At 36.9% G+C, this 21,058-nt stretch carries 6 protein-coding genes; all 6 read left to right on the forward strand.

The window, feature by feature from the left end:
* Positions 1-286 precede the first annotated feature (286 nt).
* The 6 genes from LNQ49_RS15440 (at position 287) to ruvA (ending at position 21,055) form a co-directional block, all read left to right on the forward strand.
* The gene (locus LNQ49_RS15440; protein WP_229989925.1) at positions 287-14,332 is read left to right on the forward strand and encodes an HYR domain-containing protein; all 14,046 of its coding nucleotides are present in this window, start codon (positions 287-289) and stop codon (positions 14,330-14,332) included.
* Between the two features lie 63 nt (positions 14,333-14,395).
* The gene (locus tag LNQ49_RS15445; RefSeq protein ID WP_229989926.1) at positions 14,396-15,307 is read left to right on the forward strand and encodes a PorP/SprF family type IX secretion system membrane protein; all 912 of its coding nucleotides are present in this window, start codon (positions 14,396-14,398) and stop codon (positions 15,305-15,307) included.
* An 11-nt stretch (positions 15,308-15,318) separates the two neighbouring features.
* A complete protein-coding gene (locus LNQ49_RS15450; protein WP_229989927.1) occupies positions 15,319-17,259 on the forward strand; it encodes an OmpA family protein in 1,941 nt (646 codons plus the stop codon).
* 254 nt (positions 17,260-17,513) lie between these two features.
* The gene (locus LNQ49_RS15455; protein WP_229989928.1) at positions 17,514-17,939 is read left to right on the forward strand and encodes a CBS domain-containing protein; all 426 of its coding nucleotides are present in this window, start codon (positions 17,514-17,516) and stop codon (positions 17,937-17,939) included.
* A gap of 160 nt (positions 17,940-18,099) precedes the next feature.
* Entirely contained in the window at positions 18,100-20,391 is a 2,292-nt protein-coding gene (locus tag LNQ49_RS15460; protein WP_229989929.1) for an NADP-dependent malic enzyme, read from the forward strand.
* An 82-nt stretch (positions 20,392-20,473) separates the two neighbouring features.
* Positions 20,474-21,055 (forward strand): Holliday junction branch migration protein RuvA, encoded by a 582-nt coding sequence (gene ruvA, locus LNQ49_RS15465; protein WP_229989930.1) that lies wholly within the window; start codon positions 20,474-20,476, stop codon positions 21,053-21,055.
* The last annotated feature ends 3 nt before the right edge of the window (positions 21,056-21,058 follow it).

A 21,058-nucleotide genomic window follows, 5' to 3' on the forward strand; every position in this document is an offset into this window, starting at 1 on the left:
AAGAGTATTTCAACGACAAAACTGGTAGTTCGACGAATAATCTAGTAATTACTTTACTGTTTATATACTTTCGCCCCACCAAACTACCTATTTCTATAAACTTTAAGACTAATTTGAGTCGAACTTAATGTATTTATGGCGCTTATCTTATTTTATTTTTATGAAATTTCAGAAAATCTTGTCCTAAGATTTTCAGGTCAACGGTCCCCTTTATTTAATTTAATTTTTTCGGATTCCTTTAGTAGGTTTTCGACTTACTATAGTATTACCCTTAAGAAAACTGTCTATGCAAAATTGTACTCTTAAAAAGCTTAATTTTTTTAAGCTAATATCTTTTATTGTATTTTTTTTATTCTCAACTAGCTTATTTTCACAAATTTGTGGAACACCTGGAGGTGATGGTCCTGTTACGGTATCTAGTTCTGTAAATACATATTATCCTATTGCAGGTAACATCACATTGAATGCAGGTGGGCAATCTATAGTGTTAGGTAAAGTCCCTGACACTGATGTTCATGGTAATAATTTTGGAGGAATCCAAATTTCTGTTGGAGATTTAATCTTGATTATACAGATGCAAGATGCTACTATAGATTCTAGTAATAGTTCTTTTTATGGTTCAGGAACTGCGAATAGTGGTCTAGATAATTTAGGAGGTACTGGGTTTACAGATATCGGAAATACAGGTATTTTTGAATACGTTATTGCAACTAATAATGTTCCGCTTTCTGGTGGAAATTTAACATTTAAAGGTACTGCTGCCAATGGTGGTACTTCAAATAGTTATTTTAATGCGGATGCAACAACGGCAAGAGGTAAGAGAACATTTCAAATCGTTAGAGTGCCTCAATATTCTAATTTAACATTAACAAAAGATATAACAACACCACCTTTTAATGGGGTAGCAGGAGGTATTATCGCTTTTAATGTTTCTGGTGCTTTTGATTTTAAAGGATTTAAGATAAATGGAACAGCAAGAGGTTTTAGAGGAGGTTATAGTCCTATAGCTAGATCTGATGAAAATAATGCATCAACTTATGTTGGTGATGCTAAGACTACAACTATTTCTGGAAAAGGAGAGGGAATTGCAGGAACACCAAAGTTCATGTGGGATGGATATAATCAAGTAGATAATGGAGATGAAGGATTGCCGGGAGGATCTTCAGGAAGAGGAGCTCCTGCTAATGCCGGTGGTGGTGGTAATGATCACAACTCCGGTGGTGGAGGTGGCGGTAACGGTGGTTATGGTGGTAACGGTGGATACGGATGGCAAGGTGCTGGAGGAGCATCTTGGTCAGCTAATCCTCGCTTAACAGGAGGTGGAAGACCAGGCTTCTTGTCTTTTCGCACGACTACCCCTGAGTTGGCAAGACTTATTATGGGAGGTGGCGGTGGAGCCGGAGATGCTAATAATGCTATAAATGGAGTAAAAGGAGGTGTTGGTGGTGCTATAGTACTTATTAATGCGGGTACCGTTATAGGACCAGGTATGATTGAAGTAAATGGTGGTGCTGGAGCAGCTGGTGCTTTTCAAAGTTCATCGGATGGTGCAGGGGGTGCAGGTGCAGGAGGAACTGTTCTTTTGAATATTTCTGGTGCTACAACTGGCGGAAAAATTACAATTAATGCAAAAGGAGGTAATGGAGGACATACTGATAATGATACTAATAATGAACACGGACCCGGTGGAGGAGGAGGAGGTGGTATTATTAGACACAATATTGCACCAGCGAGTGTTACAGCTTCTGTAATTGGAGGATCAGCAGGTTTAACAAACGGGAGAGGTTCTAATAATCATGGAGCTGAGGCAGGTACTGTAGGTTATGTCGCAACGTTTGCTAATAATGAGATGCCACCAAATTTACAAGTTAATTCAAATTGTTTTCCTATTCTTGATACGAAAGTAAAAGCTCTGCCTACAGCATCGGCTTGTAATTCGATTGATGAAAAGGTTACTTATGAAATCCAAATAAAAAATACAGGTGTTGGAAATGCAGCTGGAGTTGTTTTAGATTTTAGCTTTCCAGCTAATATTGCATTTGATTCTGCTGTAGCAGTATATTCTGATGCATCAGGACCTTTAGGTAATTTGACAAATACTGCTACTGGCAATAGACCTTTATTTGGAGGGTTTAATATTGCACAAAACGGAGTGGTTACAATAACCTTAATTGGAAAAATAACTGGATCTATTGCTGCAGGTACGTATAGTTCTAGTGCGCAGGCTTTATATTTGGATCCAACACGTTTAACGGGTAGTGATAATAGAAAGATAACTGCAGTTCTAAATAACTCTGGAGGAACAAATACAAAATATCAAGGTGCTAATCAAGCAGATGTTCCAGGTTCAAATTTTAATGGAGCTACAACAACTGTAGATGATATAACAATTTTAGCTTTACCAGCAACACCAAAAACTTCGATTGCACAGTCAAGCTGTGCTGTACCAACAGGAACGATAACTGTAACGAATCTCGTTAATGGTTCAGTTTATACGATAAAAGGAACGAATCCAGTAACGACACCAATAAGTAATACAACAGGTGTTTTTTCTGGATTGGCACCAAATACGTATGTGGTCACTACAACAAATCAAGAAGGATGTATTTCGCTTCCTACTAGTGGTATAGTTATCAATGCAGTTGCTGGAGCACCAAAAACTACAGGAGCTTCTGTATGTGAAGGAGACACAAATGGGGCTTTACTGACAGCAACTTCTACTTCATGTTCAAGTGCTAATATAAAATGGTATCTTGATGCTTCAGGAGGAGTAGCAATAGCTACAGGACCTTTCAATCCATTTAAAAACACAAGTTCAGGTTTAACATCTACTAGTGCACCACAGACTAAAACGTATTATGCGGCTTGCGATGATACAAGTTGTAGAACAGCTACTAATTTTGTTATTAATGCAAAACCTACTATCACTGGAACGACTCCAGTGTCAAGATGTGATGCGGGAACAGTAATTTTGGAAGCTACAGCATCAGCAGGAACAATTAACTGGTATGCTGATCAAACAACGACTGCAGTATTGGCTACAGGAACGAGTTTTACAACACCAAGTTTATCTGTAACAACTACATATTATGTTGGTGTAACTGATAATGGTTGTACTTCTGCTAGAACAGCAGTTGTAGCAACAGTAAATGCTTTGCCAACAATTAATTCTACGACTCAAGGCTCTAGATGTGGTGCTGGAGATTTAACATTACAAGCTACTGCATCAGCAGGTGCGACAATCAATTGGTATGCTGCTCCAATAGGAGGAGTGTCATTAGGAACGGGACCAAGTTTTGATATATCAAATTTATCGGCAACTACAACTTATTATGTAGGGGCTACTACAGCCGCAGGTTGTACTACGACATCAAGAATTGCGGTTGCAGCAGTTGTAAATACAGCTTCTACAATTGTATTTACTAGTGGTACACAAAGTCCTGCAGTTTGTATAGCAACAGCTATTCCTACGACTGTTTATACTTTTGGTGGTAGTGCTACAAATGCTATAGTATCAAACTTACCAGCTGGATTGACAGCTGTTGTAGATGCTACAGCAAAAACAGTGACAATTTCAGGAACTCCAACTATAGGTGGTACTTATACAATAACAACTGTTGGCCATACAGCACCTTGCACAGAAGTGACTATAAATGGGACTGTGACTATAAATGCATCAATTCCTACACCAACAACAAGTGCAGTAACACAACCAACTTGTGCAACAGCTACAGGAAGTTTTACAATCATAAATTATAATTCATCTTATACTTATACAATAACCCCTTCAACAGGAGTAGTGCAAACTGGTAGCACAATTACAGCACCAGTAGGAAAATATAAATTAACTGCTAAATCTGGAAATTGTATTTCAGGACAATCAGTTGAAGTAGTAATCAACGCACAACCAGCAACCCCAAGTCAACCAACAGTAAGTGCAGTAACACAACCAACTTGTGCAACAGCTACAGGAAGTTTTACAATCACTAACTATGACGCAGCGTACACTTATACAGTAACACCATTAACAGGAGTAACTCAAGCAGGTAATAAAATAACAGCACCAGCAGGAAGCTATAAAGTAACAGCTACATTAGGAGCTTGTATCTCAGGAGAATCAGTTGCTGCAGTAATCAATGCACAACCAGCAACTCCAAGTCAACCAACAGTAAGTGCAGTAACACAACCAACTTGTGCAACAGCTACAGGAAGTTTTACTATCACTAACTATGACGCAGCGTACACTTATACAGTAACACCATTAACAGGAGTAACTCAAGCAGGTAACAAAATAACAGCACCAGCAGGAAGCTTTAAAGTAACAGCTACATTAGGAGCTTGTATCTCAGGAGAATCAGTTGCTGCAGTAATCAATGCACAACCAGCAACTCCAAGTCAACCAACAGTAAGTGCAGTAATACAACCAACTTGTGCAACAGCTACAGGAAGTTTTACTATCACTAACTATGACGCATCTTACACGTATACAGTAACTCCATCAACAGGAGTAACTCAAACAGGTAACACAATAACAGCACCAGCAGGAAGTTATAAAGTAACAGCTACATTAGGAGCTTGTATCTCAGGAGAATCAGTTGCTGCAGTAATCAATGGACAACCAGCAACTCCAAGTCAACCAACAGTAAGTGCAGTAATACAACCAACTTGTGCAACAGCTACAGGAAGTTTTATTATCACTAACTATGACGCAGCGTACACTTATACAGTAACACCATTAACAGGAGTAACTCAAGCAGGTAACAAAATAACTGCACCAGCAGGAAGCTATAAAGTAACAGCTACATTAGGAGCTTGTATCTCAGGAGAATCAGTTGCAGCAGTAATCAACGCACAACCAGCAACTCCAGTTCAACCACTGTCAAAGGAGCAAATTTTTTGTTTTATAGATGCAAAAAGAGTAAGGGATTTAGTTGCTACTGGAGCAAACATCCAGTGGTATAATGCTTTAACAGGTGGGACTTTATACGATATAAATGATTTATTAGGTTCGAATACATATTATGCTAGTCAAACTACTGATGGATGTGAAAGTGCGAGAATTGCAGTAAATGTAATTGTAACAGCAACTCCTTTAGCTGGAACATTATCAGGAAAACAAAATATTTGTTTAGCTGAAAGTACTGTTTTCTCATCAACAGGAGGTGATGCTGGAGGAGTATGGAGCAGTAGTAATACAGCAGTGGCTACAGTAGATGCCTTAACAGGAACAATTACTGGAGTCAGTGTAGGAATTGCAAAAATTAAATATACCGTAATAGGAAAACAAGGTTGCGATGATGCTACAGCAGAAAGAGAGATAAATGTTAATTCTTTACCTACAGCTTCAATAACAGGTGTATTAAATGCTTGCTTGACGACAACATTAACCGCAGTGAGTGATGCAGATTCTCCAAGTTATGTTTGGTATAAAGATAATTCAGTTATTAATGGGCAAACAGCATCAACATTAGTTGTAACGTCTAATGGAGATTATAAAGTAAAAGTTATAAATGGTTTAACTTTTTGTGAGCAGACTTCAGCTAATTCAGCTGTAATCGTAGCCGATACAGAAAAACCAGTTATTACATGTCCAGTAGCAATTGCGCAAGCAGCAGATGCAGGAAAATGTAGTGCAGTTATAACTATTGTAAACCCAACAGCAACGGACAATTGTTCAGGAGTTGTAAGTTTTACAGGAGTTCGTTCAGATGCATTATTGCTTACAGATGCTTACCCAGTTGGAACAACAACAATTACTTGGACAGCAACAGATGCTTCAGGAAATGTTTCAGCAACATGTACGCAAACTATCACAGTTACCGATACAGAGAAACCAGTTATTACATGTCCAGTGGCAATTGCGCAAGCAGCAGATGCAGGAAAATGTAGTGCAGTTATAACTATTGTAAACCCAACAGCAACGGACAATTGTTCAGGAGTTGTAAGTTTTACAGGAGTTCGTTCAGATGCATTATTGCTTACAGACGCTTACCCAGTTGGAATAACAACAATTACTTGGACAGCAACAGATGCTTCAGGAAATGTTTCAGCAACATGTGATCAAACTATCACAGTTACCGATACAGAAAAACCAGTTATTACATGTCCAGTGGCAATTGCGCAAGCAGCAGATGCAGGAAAATGTAGTGCAGTTATAACTATTGTAAACCCAACAGCAACGGACAATTGTTCAGGAGTTGTAAGTTTTACAGGAGTTCGTTCAGATGCATTATTGCTTACGGATGCTTACCCAGTTGGAACAACAACAATTACTTGGACAGCAACAGATGCTTCAGGAAATGTTTCAGCAACATGTACACAAACTATCACAGTTACCGATACAGAGAAACCAGTTATTACATGTCCAGTGGCAATTGCGCAAGCAGCAGATGCAGGAAAATGTAGTGCAGTTATAACTATTGTAAACCCAACAGCAACGGACAATTGTTCAGGAGTTGTAAGTTTTACAGGAGTTCGTTCAGATGCATTATTGCTTACAGACGCTTACCCAGTTGGAACAACAACAATTACTTGGACAGCAACAGATGCTTCAGGAAATGTTTCAGCAACATGTACGCAAACTATCACAGTTACCGATACAGAGAAACCAGTTATTACATGTCCAGTGGCAATTGCGCAAGCAGCAGATGCAGGAAAATGTAGTGCAGTTATAACTATTGTAAACCCAACAGCAACGGACAATTGTTCAGGAGTTGTAAGTTTTACAGGAGTTCGTTCAGATGCATTATTGCTTACAGACGCTTACCCAGTTGGAACAACAACAATTACTTGGACAGCAACAGATGCTTCAGGAAATGTTTCAGCAACATGTACACAAACTATCACAGTTACTGATACAGAGAAACCAGTTATTACATGTCCAGTGGCAATTGCACAAGCAGCAGATGCAGGAAAATGTAGTGCAGTTATAACTATTGTAAACCCAACAGCAACGGACAATTGTTCAGGAGTTGTAAGTTTTACAGGAGTTCGTTCAGACGCATTATTGCTTACAGACGCTTACCCAGTTGGAACAACAACAATTACTTGGACAGCAACAGATGCTTCAGGAAATGTTTCAGCAACATGTACACAAACTATCACAGTTACCGATACAGAGAAACCAGTTATTACATGTCCAGTGGCAATTGCACAAGCAGCAGATGCAGGAAAATGTAGTGCAGTTATAACTATTGTAAACCCAACAGCAACGGACAATTGTTCAGGAGTTGTAAGTTTTACAGGAGTTCGTTCAGATGCCTTATTGCTTACAGACGCTTACCCAGTTGGAACAACAACAATTACTTGGACAGCAACAGATGCTTCAGGAAATGTTTCAACAACATGTACGCAAACTATCACAGTTACCGATACAGAGAAACCAGTTATTACATGTCCAGCAGCAATTGCACAAGCAGCAGATGCAGGAAAATGTAGTGCAGTTATAACTATTGTAAACCCAACAGCAACGGACAATTGTTCAGGAGTTGTAAGTTTTGCAGGAGTTCGTTCAGATGCCTTATTGCTTACAGATGCTTACCCAGTTGGAACAACAACAATTACTTGGACAGCAACAGATGCTTCAGGAAATGTTTCAGCAACATGTACACAAACTATCACAGTTACTGATACAGAGAAACCAGTTATTACATGTCCAGTGGCAATTGCGCAAGCAGCAGATGCAGGAAAATGTAGTGCAGTTATTACTATTGTAAACCCAACAGCAACGGACAATTGTTCAGGAGTTGTAAGTTTTACAGGAGTTCGTTCAGACGCATTATTGCTTACGGATGCTTACCCAGTTGGAACAACAACAATTACTTGGACAGCAACAGATGCTTCAGGAAATGTTTCAACAACATGTACGCAAACTATCACAGTTACCGATACAGAGAAACCAGTTATTACATGTCCAGCAGCAATTGCACAAGCAGCAGATGCAGGAAAATGTAGTGCAGTTATAACTATTGTAAACCCAACAGCAACGGACAATTGTTCAGGAGTTGTAAGTTTTACAGGAGTTCGTTCAGATGCATTATTGCTTACAGACGCTTACCCAGTTGGAATAACAACAATTACTTGGACAGCAACAGATGCTTCAGGAAATGTTTCAGCAACATGTACACAAACTATCACAGTTACCGATACAGAAAAACCAGTTATTACATGTCCAGTGGCAATTGCACAAGCAGCAGATGCAGGAAAATGTAGTGCAGTTATAACTATTGTAAACCCAACAGCAACGGACAATTGTTCAGGAGTTGTAAGTTTTACAGGAGTTCGTTCAGATGCCTTATTGCTTACAGACGCTTACCCAGTTGGAACAACAACAATTACTTGGACAGCAACAGATGCTTCAGGAAATGTTTCAACAACATGTACGCAAACTATCACAGTTACCGATACAGAGAAACCAGTTATTACATGTCCAGTGGCAATTGCACAAGCAGCAGATGCAGGAAAATGTAGTGCAGTTATAACTATTGTAAACCCAACAGCAACGGACAATTGTTCAGGAGTTGTAAGTTTTACAGGAGTTCGTTCAGATGCCTTATTGCTTACAGACGCTTACCCAGTTGGAACAACAACAATTACTTGGACAGCAACAGATGCTTCAGGAAATGTTTCAACAACATGTACGCAAACTATCACAGTTACCGATACAGAGAAACCAGTTATTACATGTCCAGCAGCAATTGCACAAGCAGCAGATGCAGGAAAATGTAGTGCAGTTATAACTATTGTAAACCCAACAGCAACGGACAATTGTTCAGGAGTTGTAAGTTTTACAGGAGTTCGTTCAGATGCATTATTGCTTACAGACGCTTACCCAGTTGGAACAACAACAATTACTTGGACAGCAACAGATGCTTCAGGAAATGTTTCAGCAACATGTACACAAACTATCACAGTTACCGATACAGAGAAACCAGTTATTACATGTCCAGTGGCAATTGCACAAGCAGCAGATGCAGGAAAATGTAGTGCAGTTATAACTATTGTAAACCCAACAGCAACGGACAATTGTTCAGGAGTTGTAAGTTTTACAGGAGTTCGTTCAGATGCATTATTGCTTACAGACGCTTACCCAGTTGGAATAACAACAATTACTTGGACAGCAACAGATGCTTCAGGAAATGTTTCAGCAACATGTGATCAAACTATCACAGTTACCGATACAGAAAAACCAGTTATTACATGTCCAGCAGCAATTGCGCAAGCAGCAGATGCAGGAAAATGTAGTGCAGTTATAACTATTGTAAACCCAACAGCAACGGACAATTGTTCAGGAGTTGTAAGTTTTGCAGGAGTTCGTTCAGATGCCTTATTGCTTACAGATGCTTACCCAGTTGGAACAACAACAATTACTTGGACAGCAACAGATGCTTCAGGAAATGTTTCAGCAACATGTACGCAAACTATCACAGTTACTGATACAGAGAAACCAGTTATTACATGTCCAGTGGCAATTGCGCAAGCAGCAGATGCAGGAAAATGTAGTGCAGTTATTACTATTGTAAACCCAACAGCAACGGACAATTGTTCAGGAGTTGTAAGTTTTACAGGAGTTCGTTCAGACGCATTATTGCTTACGGATGCTTACCCAGTTGGAACAACAACAATTACTTGGACAGCAACAGATGCTTCAGGAAATGTTTCAGCAACATGTACACAAACTATCACAGTTACCGATACAGAGAAACCAGTTATTACATGTCCAGTGGCAATTGCGCAAGCAGCAGATGCAGGAAAATGTAGTGCAGTTATAACTATTGTAAACCCAACAGCAACGGACAATTGTTCAGGAGTTGTAAGTTTTACAGGAGTTCGTTCAGATGCCTTATTGCTTACAGACGCTTACCCAGTTGGAACAACAACAATTACTTGGACAGCAACAGATGCTTCAGGAAATGTTTCAACAACATGTACGCAAACTATCACAGTTACCGATACAGAGAAACCAGTTATTACATGTCCAGCAGCAATTGCACAAGCAGCAGATGCAGGAAAATGTAGTGCAGTTATAACTATTGTAAACCCAACAGCAACGGACAATTGTTCAGGAGTTGTAAGTTTTGCAGGAGTTCGTTCAGATGCCTTATTGCTTACAGATGCTTACCCAGTTGGAACAACAACAATTACTTGGACAGCAACAGATGCTTCAGGAAATGTTTCAGCAACATGTGATCAAACTATCACAGTTACCGATACAGAAAAACCAGTTATTACATGTCCAGCAGCAATTGCGCAAGCAGCAGATGCAGGAAAATGTAGTGCAGTTATAACTATTGTAAACCCAACAGCAACGGACAATTGTTCAGGAGTTGTAAGTTTTGCAGGAGTTCGTTCAGATGCCTTATTGCTTACAGATGCTTACCCAGTTGGAACAACAACAATTACTTGGACAGCAACAGATGCTTCAGGAAATGTTTCAGCAACATGTACGCAAACTATCACAGTTACTGATACAGAGAAACCAGTTATTACATGTCCAGTGGCAATTGCGCAAGCAGCAGATGCAGGAAAATGTAGTGCAGTTATTACTATTGTAAACCCAACAGCAACGGACAATTGTTCAGGAGTTGTAAGTTTTACAGGAGTTCGTTCAGATGCATTATTGCTTACGGATGCTTACCCAGTTGGAACAACAACAATTACTTGGACAGCAACAGATGCTTCAGGAAATGTTTCAGCAACATGTACACAAACTATCACAGTTACCGATACAGAGAAACCAGTTATTACATGTCCAGTGGCAATTGCGCAAGCAGCAGATGCAGGAAAATGTAGTGCAGTTATAACTATTGTAAACCCAACAGCAACGGACAATTGTTCAGGAGTTGTAAGTTTTACAGGAGTTCGTTCAGATGCATTATTGCTTACAGACGCTTACCCAGTTGGAACAACAACAATTACTTGGACAGCAACAGATGCTTCAGGAAATGTTTCAGCAACATGTACGCAAACTATCACAGTTACCGATACAGAGAAACCAGTTATTACATGTCCAGTGGCAATTGCGCAAGCAGCAGATGCAGGAAAATGTAGTGCAGTTATAACTATTGTAAACCCAACAGCAACGGACAATTGTTCAGGAGTTGTAAGTTTTACAGGAGTTCGTTCAGATGCATTATTGCTTACAGACGCTTACCCAGTTGGAACAACAACAATTACTTGGACAGCAACAGATGCTTCAGGAAATGTTTCAGCAACATGTACACAAACTATCACAGTTACTGATACAGAGAAACCAGTTATTACATGTCCAGTGGCAATTGCACAAGCAGCAGATGCAGGAAAATGTAGTGCAGTTATAACTATTGTAAACCCAACAGCAACGGACAATTGTTCAGGAGTTGTAAGTTTTACAGGAGTTCGTTCAGACGCATTATTGCTTACAGACGCTTACCCAGTTGGAACAACAACAATTACTTGGACAGCAACAGATGCTTCAGGAAATGTTTCAGCAACATGTACACAAACTATCACAGTTACCGATACAGAGAAACCAGTTATTACATGTCCAGTGGCAATTGCACAAGCAGCAGATGCAGGAAAATGTAGTGCAGTTATAACTATTGTAAACCCAACAGCAACGGACAATTGTTCAGGAGTTGTAAGTTTTACAGGAGTTCGTTCAGATGCCTTATTGCTTACAGACGCTTACCCAGTTGGAACAACAACAATTACTTGGACAGCAACAGATGCTTCAGGAAATGTTTCAACAACATGTACGCAAACTATCACAGTTACCGATACAGAGAAACCAGTTATTACATGTCCAGCAGCAATTGCACAAGCAGCAGATGCAGGAAAATGTAGTGCAGTTATAACTATTGTAAACCCAACAGCAACGGACAATTGTTCAGGAGTTGTAAGTTTTACAGGAGTTCGTTCAGATGCATTATTGCTTACAGATGCTTACCCAGTTGGAACAACAACAATTACTTGGACAGCAACAGATGCTTCAGGAAATGTTTCAGCAACATGTACGCAAACTATCACAGTTACCGATACAGAGAAACCAGTTATTACATGTCCAGTGGCAATTGCGCAAGCAGCAGATGCAGGAAAATGTAGTGCAGTTATAACTATTGTAAACCCAACAGCAACGGACAATTGTTCAGGAGTTGTAAGTTTTACAGGAGTTCGTTCAGATGCCTTATTGCTTACAGACGCTTACCCAGTTGGAACAACAACAATTACTTGGACAGCAACAGATGCTTCAGGAAATGTTTCAGCAACATGTACGCAAACTATCACAGTTACCGATACAGAGAAACCAGTTATTACATGTCCAGCAGCAATTGCGCAAGCAGCAGATGCAGGAAAATGTAGTGCAGTTATAACTATTGTAAACCCAACAGCAACGGACAATTGTTCAGGAGTTGTAAGTTTTACAGGAGTTCGTTCAGATGCCTTATTGCTTACAGACGCTTACCCAGTTGGAACAACAACAATTACTTGGACAGCAACAGATGCTTCAGGAAATGTTTCAGCAACATGTACACAAACTATCACAGTTAGCGATACAGAGAAACCAGTTATTACATGTCCAGTAGATGTTGTTGCTAATACAGATAGCGGTTTATGTACTGCAACAATTGTTCTAGGTACGCCATTGGCTACTGATAATTGTGGAATTGCTTCTGTAGTAAATGATGCACCAGTTGCATTTTCTATCGGAGTTACTACAGTAACTTGGGTAGTAACAGATAATAATGGAAACGTTTCTACTTGTCAACAAAAAGTTACAGTATTTGGTCCAATCAAATCTAACGATGATATGGGGATTCCTATAAATAGTTATGTAGGAGGGATTGCAGTTTCAAGTGTTCTAAATAATGATTTATTGAATTGTGTTAATTTAACACCAGATCTAGTAAAAATAACTTTAGCTACTACATTACCATCTGGAGTGAATTTTAACACGACTACTGGAGAAGTAAGTGTAGACCCACATACACCATCAGGTACTTATACATTTGATTACACTATTTGTGATGTTTCAAATATTTCAAATTGTAGTACATCTACAGTTAAAATAGTAGTAAACAAACCAGTAATTGAGGCTATAACCGAAACTACCGATTCAATCAATGGAATCACAGGAGGAATTACTCCGCCATTAACATCAAATGATACATTGAATGGAGCTAAAGTAGTAATTGGAACAAACCCGGGTGATGTAATATTAACACCAAAGAATGTACCAACAGGACTTACATTAAATCCTGACGGAACAGTAACGGTAGCTCCAAATACACCAGCAGGAAATTACAATGTTGAATATCAAATATGCGAAGTAACAAATCCATCAAATTGTAGCACAGTAACTTCAGTTGTTGTTGTAGGTGCAGCAATAATTGATGCAACAGATGACAATGTAATTTTTGCAGATGGTATTAATGGATCATTAGAGGTAATCAATGTTTTAGATAATGATAAATTAAATGGTGGTAAAATAAATAATCCAGCTACTGTTATCTTGAAAGATCTAACAAAGATACCTGGAATCACATTAAATGTAGATGGAACAATTGATGTAGCGCCGAATACTCCAGGAGGAACTTATACACTTACATATCAAATTTGTGATGTTGTAAATAGATCAAACTGTGTTACAGCGAAGGTTGTAATCTTTGTAGAAGTTCCATCGATTGCAGTTGTAAAAACAGCAGTGTTTAATGACGAAAATAAAAGTGGTTATGCTAATGCAGGAGAAACGATAACGTATAAATTCAAAATCACAAATACAGGAAATACACCTCTTTATAATATTACTATAGATGATCAACTTCCTGGACTTGTTATGACAGGAGGACCGATAACATTAGGAGTAAATGAAATAGACGAACATTCTTTTATAGGTACTTATGTTATCAAACAATCAGATATCAATTTAGGTAAGATTAGTAATCAAGCAACGGTATTTGGAACAAGTGCAAATGGAATTACTGTTGAGGATCAATCAGATAATCTAAGTGAAGTGGATGACAATCCAACTGTTTCTCCAATAGAAGGATGTGTGATTAAAGTGTTCAATGCGATATCACCAAATGGAGATTCACAAAACGAACGATTCTATATCCAAGGTCTAGAATGCTATCCAGATAATACAGTAGAGATCTACAATCGTTGGGGAGTTTTAGTATTTGAACGCGAAAGATACAACAATGAAGATAGAGCTTTCAGAGGCTTTTCAGAAGGGCGTACAACAGTTCGAAAATCAGAAGGATTACCAGTTGGAACGTATTATTATGTTCTGAAATACAAGGATAGTGAATCTAATGCGCATCAAAAAGCAGGATATTTATACATTAATAAATAATAGTAAAAACAAATAGAAAAGGCTTAGTGATAAAAAGCTAAGCCATTCTTAAAAGAAAAATAAATGAGAAAATTAGTTTTAGTTTTTATGTTTTTTTCAGCGATGGGATATGCGCAACAAGACGCACAGTTCACGCAATATATGTACAATACCATCAATATAAATCCAGCATACGCAGGTTCAAGAGGAGCAATGAGCATCTTTGGACTCTATCGTACTCAATGGGTAGGACTCGATGGAGCACCAGAAACCAGTAGTTTTTCATTAAATACTCCATTAAATAACAGTAACCTTGGATTGGGAGTTTCATTAGTAAATGATAAAATTGGACCAACAAATGAGAATACCCTTTCTGCTGATTTATCTTATACAATTCCAACATCAGAAACCTTTAAGCTATCTTTTGGAATCAAGGGAACAGCAAACTTGTTTAATTTAGATATCAATAAACTAAATCCAGAACACCAAGGAGATCCACAGTTTCAAAACCTAAATAGTAAATTCACTCCAAATGTAGGAGCAGGGGTGTATTGGCATTCAGATAAAGCATACATCGGATTATCAATTCCAAACTTCATCGAAACCAACCGATATAGTGATAAAGATAATGAAGTAGCAATTTTTAAAGACAAAATAAACTATTATTTAATAGCAGGTTATGTGTTTGATTTAGATCCATACATTAAGTTTAAACCAGCTGTACTTACCAAAATGGTCGAAGGATCACCATTACAAGTAGATCTTTCAGCAAACTTTATGTTCAATGATAAATTTGTTGCTGGAGTTGCTTATAGATGGAGTGCAGCATTAAGTGCAATGGTAGGATTTCAAGTAAGCGACGGATTGTATATAGGATATGCATACGATCGAGAAACTACTAGATTGAATAATTATAACTCGGGATCACATGAGATATTTTTACGATTTGAATTCTTCAATAATTACAGCCGTATAACCTCACCAAGATTCTTCTAAATCCCCCAAAGATGAAAATTAAATATATAGTTACTGCCATTTTTTTAGTACTGATAGTACTAGAAGGAAAAGCACAAACGGCAACAGAAAAAAAAGCAGACAAAGATTATGCTCAATATGCCTATATCGATGCAATTGCTACTTATGAAAGAGTAGCCGAAAAAGGCTATAAAGACGAGAAGATGTTCCAGAAACTAGGGAATGCTTACTACTTTAATGGAGAACTAAGCAAAGCTGCTAAATGGTATGATGCTCTTTTTGAAATGAACCAAGAGCAAGAATCAGAATATTATTACCGCTACGCACAAACATTAAAAGCTACGGGAGATTATGCCAAAGCAGATAAAACCCTAGAAGCATTCAATAAAAAAATAAATACAGATAAAAGAGGGATATTATTTGAAAAAAATAAGAACTACCTAGAACAAATAAAAGCTAATTCAGGTCGTTTCGAAATAGCAGATGCAGGAATTAACTCTACACAAACCGATTACGGAAGTGCTTATTATGATAATAAAATAGTATTTGCATCAGCCAGAGATACGGGAGGAGTGGTTAAAAGTAAATTTAAGTGGACAAATAAAACATTTACCAATCTTTACTCGGCTGAATTAAAAGCTGATGGAACAGTTGGAAAGCCAGAACGATTTGAAAAGAAAATTAATTCAAAATTTAATGAATCAACACCTGTTTTTACAAAAGATGGGAAAACGATGTATTTTACAAGAAACAATTTTCTAGATGGAAAAAGAGGAAGAGATGAACAAAAAATCACTCTTTTAAAACTTTATAAAGCAGATTTTTCTAATGGGAAATGGACTAATGTAACTGAATTACCATTTAATAGCAATCAATATAGCACAGCGCATCCAGCACTAAGTAAAGATGGAAAGAAGCTTTATTTTGCATCAGATATGCCAGGAACTCTAGGACAATCAGATTTGTATAGTGTAGAAATTAATAGTGATGGAAGCTACGGTAAACCCGAAAACTTAGGAGCTGCAATAAATACAGAAGGGAGAGAAACTTTTCCATTTGTCACAGCTGAAAATGAGTTATATTTTGCAAGTGATGGACGACCAGGTTTGGGAGGATTAGATGTGTTTGTATCAAAAATTAACAATGACGGAACCTATGCAGCCGTACAAAATGTAGGTGCACCAATAAATAGCAAACAAGATGATTTTGCATTTATCATTGACAGCCAAAAAAGAAATGGTTTTTTCTCGTCAAATAGAGAGGGAGGAAATGGGAATGATGATATCTACCGATTTACAGAAATCAGAAAATTACTTTGTGAGCAAGTGCTAATAGGAACGGTAGTTGATTTAGAAACTAACAAAATTGTAGACAATGCCAAAGTAATTTTGTTAGACGAGCAATTTAAAACAATTAGCGAAGTTGTAACAGGAGTAGACGGAAGTTATACATTTAATGTAGATTGTGGTAAAACTTACCATGTAAGAGCTAGTAAGCAAGATTACGAAACCAAAGAACTTTCAGTTGTAATTAAAACAGAAACAGGAAAAACGAGACTAGTAGTTCCTTTAGAAAAAAGAATAAAACCAATAGGAGTAGGAACAGATTTGGCGAAAACGCTTGATATTCCGATTATCTATTTTGATTTAGATAAATCACACATCCGTAAAGATGCTGCTTTTGAATTAGAGAAAATTCTAACGGTAATGAACCAATATCCAAAGATGAAAATCGATGTACGCTCACATACAGATAGCCGACAAACAGTTAAATATAATATTGCTTTATCAGATAGAAGAGCAAAATCAACAGTTCAATGGTTAGTAAAAAATGGGATTGCTCCAAATAGAGTAACAGGGAAAGGTTATGGAGAGAGTCAGTTAGTAAACAACTGCTCAGATGGAGTGCCATGTACAGAAGCTGAACATCAGCAAAACAGACGAAGCGAATTTATTATCGTTTCGATGCAATAATATAAGTAGTACATCTAAAGTAAATACCACATTTACAAACAAAGCCTTTTCTTCATTAAGAAAAGGCTTTGTTTGTTTTAGATAGTCCTTAATTGTTGTAGATAAATATGCAATAAATACGTTATAAAAATATAATAAATGCTTTGTTTTGCTGGTTTTTATGATAAATTGAGTGTATTTTTAAGTTTAAATTAAAATTAATGTTATTTGTAACGTGTTTTTTTTTAAATTTATAGTTCTTAAAAATATCAGATATGACTGTTAATCAAATACTAAGCGCGAAAGGAAAAGAAGTTTATTCAGTACTTTCATCGACCACCGTTTACGAAGCATTGAAAGTAATGGGTGATAAGAACATTGGTGCCATCTTAGTTATAGATGGAACAGAGTTAAAAGGTATATTATCGGAGAGAGATTATGCACGAAAAATTGTGCTGAAAGACAAATCTTCAAAAGAGACTTTTGTTCATGAAATTATGGAAAGTAATGTCATTACAATAAGCCTATCCGATAGTTTAGATTCATGTATGGAATTGATGAGTAGTAAAAGAATAAGACATCTCCCAGTAGTGGATAATGGTATTGTGGTCGGAATTGTTTCTATAAGTGATGTTGTGAAATCAATAATAGAAATTCAAAAAGACACCATTAATCATCTAAATTCTTATATATCACAGTAAAAAAATAAACTAAATGTATATTGTAAAATAACCCGAAATTAATCGGGTTATTTTTTTGTAGATTAAGATCAAATATCATTTTAAATAAAAGAACAGTAAAAAAGCTTCCTTTTTAAACCAAGTCTTATATCTTTGTAAGCTAGAATAAAATCTAAAAACAATGAATAAAGATAGTAAAAGAAGCGAGGCGTTATTGTATCATTCAAAGCCTACTCCAGGTAAAATTCAAGTAGTTCCAACCAAAAAATATGCAACCCAAAGAGATTTGTCTTTGGCGTATTCACCAGGTGTTGCTGAACCATGTTTAGAAATTGCAAGAGATGTAAACGAAGTATATAAATACACTGCAAAAGGGAATCTTGTTGCTGTAATAACTAATGGAACCGCGGTTTTAGGTTTAGGAGATATCGGTCCTGAAGCATCAAAACCAGTAATGGAGGGGAAAGGATTGTTATTTAAAATATTTTCGGATATCGATGTTTTTGATATTGAAATCGGAACAAAAGATATTGAAGAATTCATTCAAACAGTAAAGAATATTGCTCCAACATTTGGAGGAATTAATCTAGAAGATATTAAGGCACCAGAGTCTTTCGAAATAGAAAGAAGATTGGTAGAAGAACTTAATATCCCAGTGATGCACGATGATCAGCACGGTACAGCAATTATATCTTCAGCAGCTTTAATAAATGCATTAGAGTTGGCAAATAAAAAAGCCGAAGATGTAAAGATGGTAGTTTCAGGAGCAGGATCAGCAGCTTTAGCTTGTGCTGATTTGTATGTTTTATTAGGAGTAAAAGTAGAGAATATCTTAATGTATAACAGTAAAGGGCTTTTAACAAAAAATAACCCTTCATTATCTGCTTTACAATTAAAATATGCTAAAGATATTGAACCAATTGGTTTAGAAGAAGCTTTAAAAGGAGCAGATATATTCCTTGGATTATCATCAGGAGATATCATGACAGCAGATATGTTGTTAGGGATGGCAGAAAATCCTATTGTTTTTGCAATGGCAAATCCAGATCCAGAAATCAATTATAACCTAGCTATTACAACTCGTAAAGATGTTATTATGGCTACTGGTCGTTCAGATTATCCAAATCAAGTAAATAATGTATTAGGATTCCCTTATATTTTTAGAGGAGCTTTGGATGTAAGAGCTACTAAAATTAATGAAGCAATGAAAATGGCTGCTGTTAGAGCACTAGCTTCATTAGCTAAAGAATCAGTTCCAGAGCAAGTAAATGTTGCTTATGGAGCTACTAAATTAGGATTTGGAAGAGAGTATATAATTCCAAAACCATTTGATCCAAGATTAATTACCGTAGTTGCACCAGCAGTAGCCAAAGCAGCAATGGAGTCAGGAGTAGCTTTAAACCCAATTACAGATTGGGAAAAATATGAAGAAGAACTTTTGGCACGTTTAGGTAATGACAATAAAATGGTTCGTTTGATTACAAACAGAGCAAAAATGGATCCGAAAAGAATCGTTTTTGCAGAAGCAGACCATTTAAATGTATTAAAAGCAGCTCAAATTGTACATGAAGAAGGTATTGGTTTCCCAATATTATTAGGAAATAAAGAAATCATTCTTGAGCTTAAAGCAGAATTAGGTTTTGATGCAGATGTAGAGATTATTGATCCAAAAACAAAAGATCAAGAAGAAAGAAGAAATCAATTTGCAGCATCTTATTGGTCAACAAGAGAGAGACGTGGTATATCTTTACTAGACGCTCAAAAATTAATGCGTGAAAGAAATTATTTCGCTGCAATGATGGTTAATGAAGGAGAAGCAGATGCATTGGTAACTGGACATTCAAGAAGTTATCCATCAGTTGTAAAACCAATGTTACAACTTATAGAGAAAGCGCCAGGAGCTTCACTTGTTGCTACAGCAAACATGATGATGACAAATAGAGGACCAATGTTCTTATCAGATACCGCAATTAACATCAATCCATCTGCAGATGATTTGGCTAAAATTGCTGTTATGACTGCTAAAACTGCAAAAATGTTTGGTGTAGAGCCAGTAATCGCTATGGTTTCGTATTCTAATTTTGGGTCTTCAACAAATCCAGGAGCATCAAAAGTGAGAGAAGCAGTAGCTTATTTGCATAAAAATCACCCAGAATTAGTTATAGATGGAGAAATTCAAGCAGACTTTGCTTTAAATCCAGAATTACTTCAAGAAAAATTCCCTTTCTCTAAATTGGCAGGAAAAAAAGTAAACACACTTATTTTCCCTAATCTAGAATCGGCAAACATTACTTATAAATTATTGAAAGAACTTAATAAAGTAGACTCAATAGGTCCAATAATGCTAGGAATGGGTAAACCAGTTCATATTTTCCAATTAGGAGCAAGTGTAGAAGAGATGGTAAACATGTCTGCTATAGCAGTTATAGATGCTCAAGAAAAACAGATTAAAAAGAATAATTTAAATAAATAACATGATGTAATTAAGTATTGTTTTTAGTTGTCGTATTTTTACTTCAAATTTTGTTATATTTGGCAATTATTAACATTATATTATGATTACACATTTGCAAGGAAAATTGGTAGAAAAGACCCCTACCGAAGTTGTTATTGATTGCGGGGGAGTTGGGTATCACGTAAATATATCCTTGCATACCTATTCTTTAATTCCAAATAATGATCTTATAAAATTGTATACGCATCTTCAAATAAAAGAAGATGCGCATACATTATTTGGTTTTGTAGAAAAATCTGAAAGAGAAATCTTCAGAATGCTACTATCCGTATCGGGAATTGGGGCAAATATTGCCAGAACAATGTTATCTTCGTTAGACCCGAAACAAATAATTAATGCAATAGCATCCGGAGATGTTGGTGTAATTCAATCAATAAAAGGTATTGGGAACAAAACTGCCCAACGAGTAATCCTTGATTTGAAAGAAAAAATTGTTAAATTGTACGATTTAGATGAAGTTTCGATGCTTCAAAACAATACAAACAGAGATGAAGCGTTATCAGCTTTAGAAGTTTTAGGATTTGTTAGAAAAACGTCTGAAAAAGTGATTGAAAAAATCATTAAAGAAGACCCTGAAGCGACTGTTGAGTCAATAATTAAGAAGGCTTTAAAAAGTTTATAAAAA

The sequence above is a fragment of the Flavobacterium pisciphilum genome (assembly GCF_020905345.1).
GTDB lineage: Bacteria > Bacteroidota > Bacteroidia > Flavobacteriales > Flavobacteriaceae > Flavobacterium > Flavobacterium pisciphilum.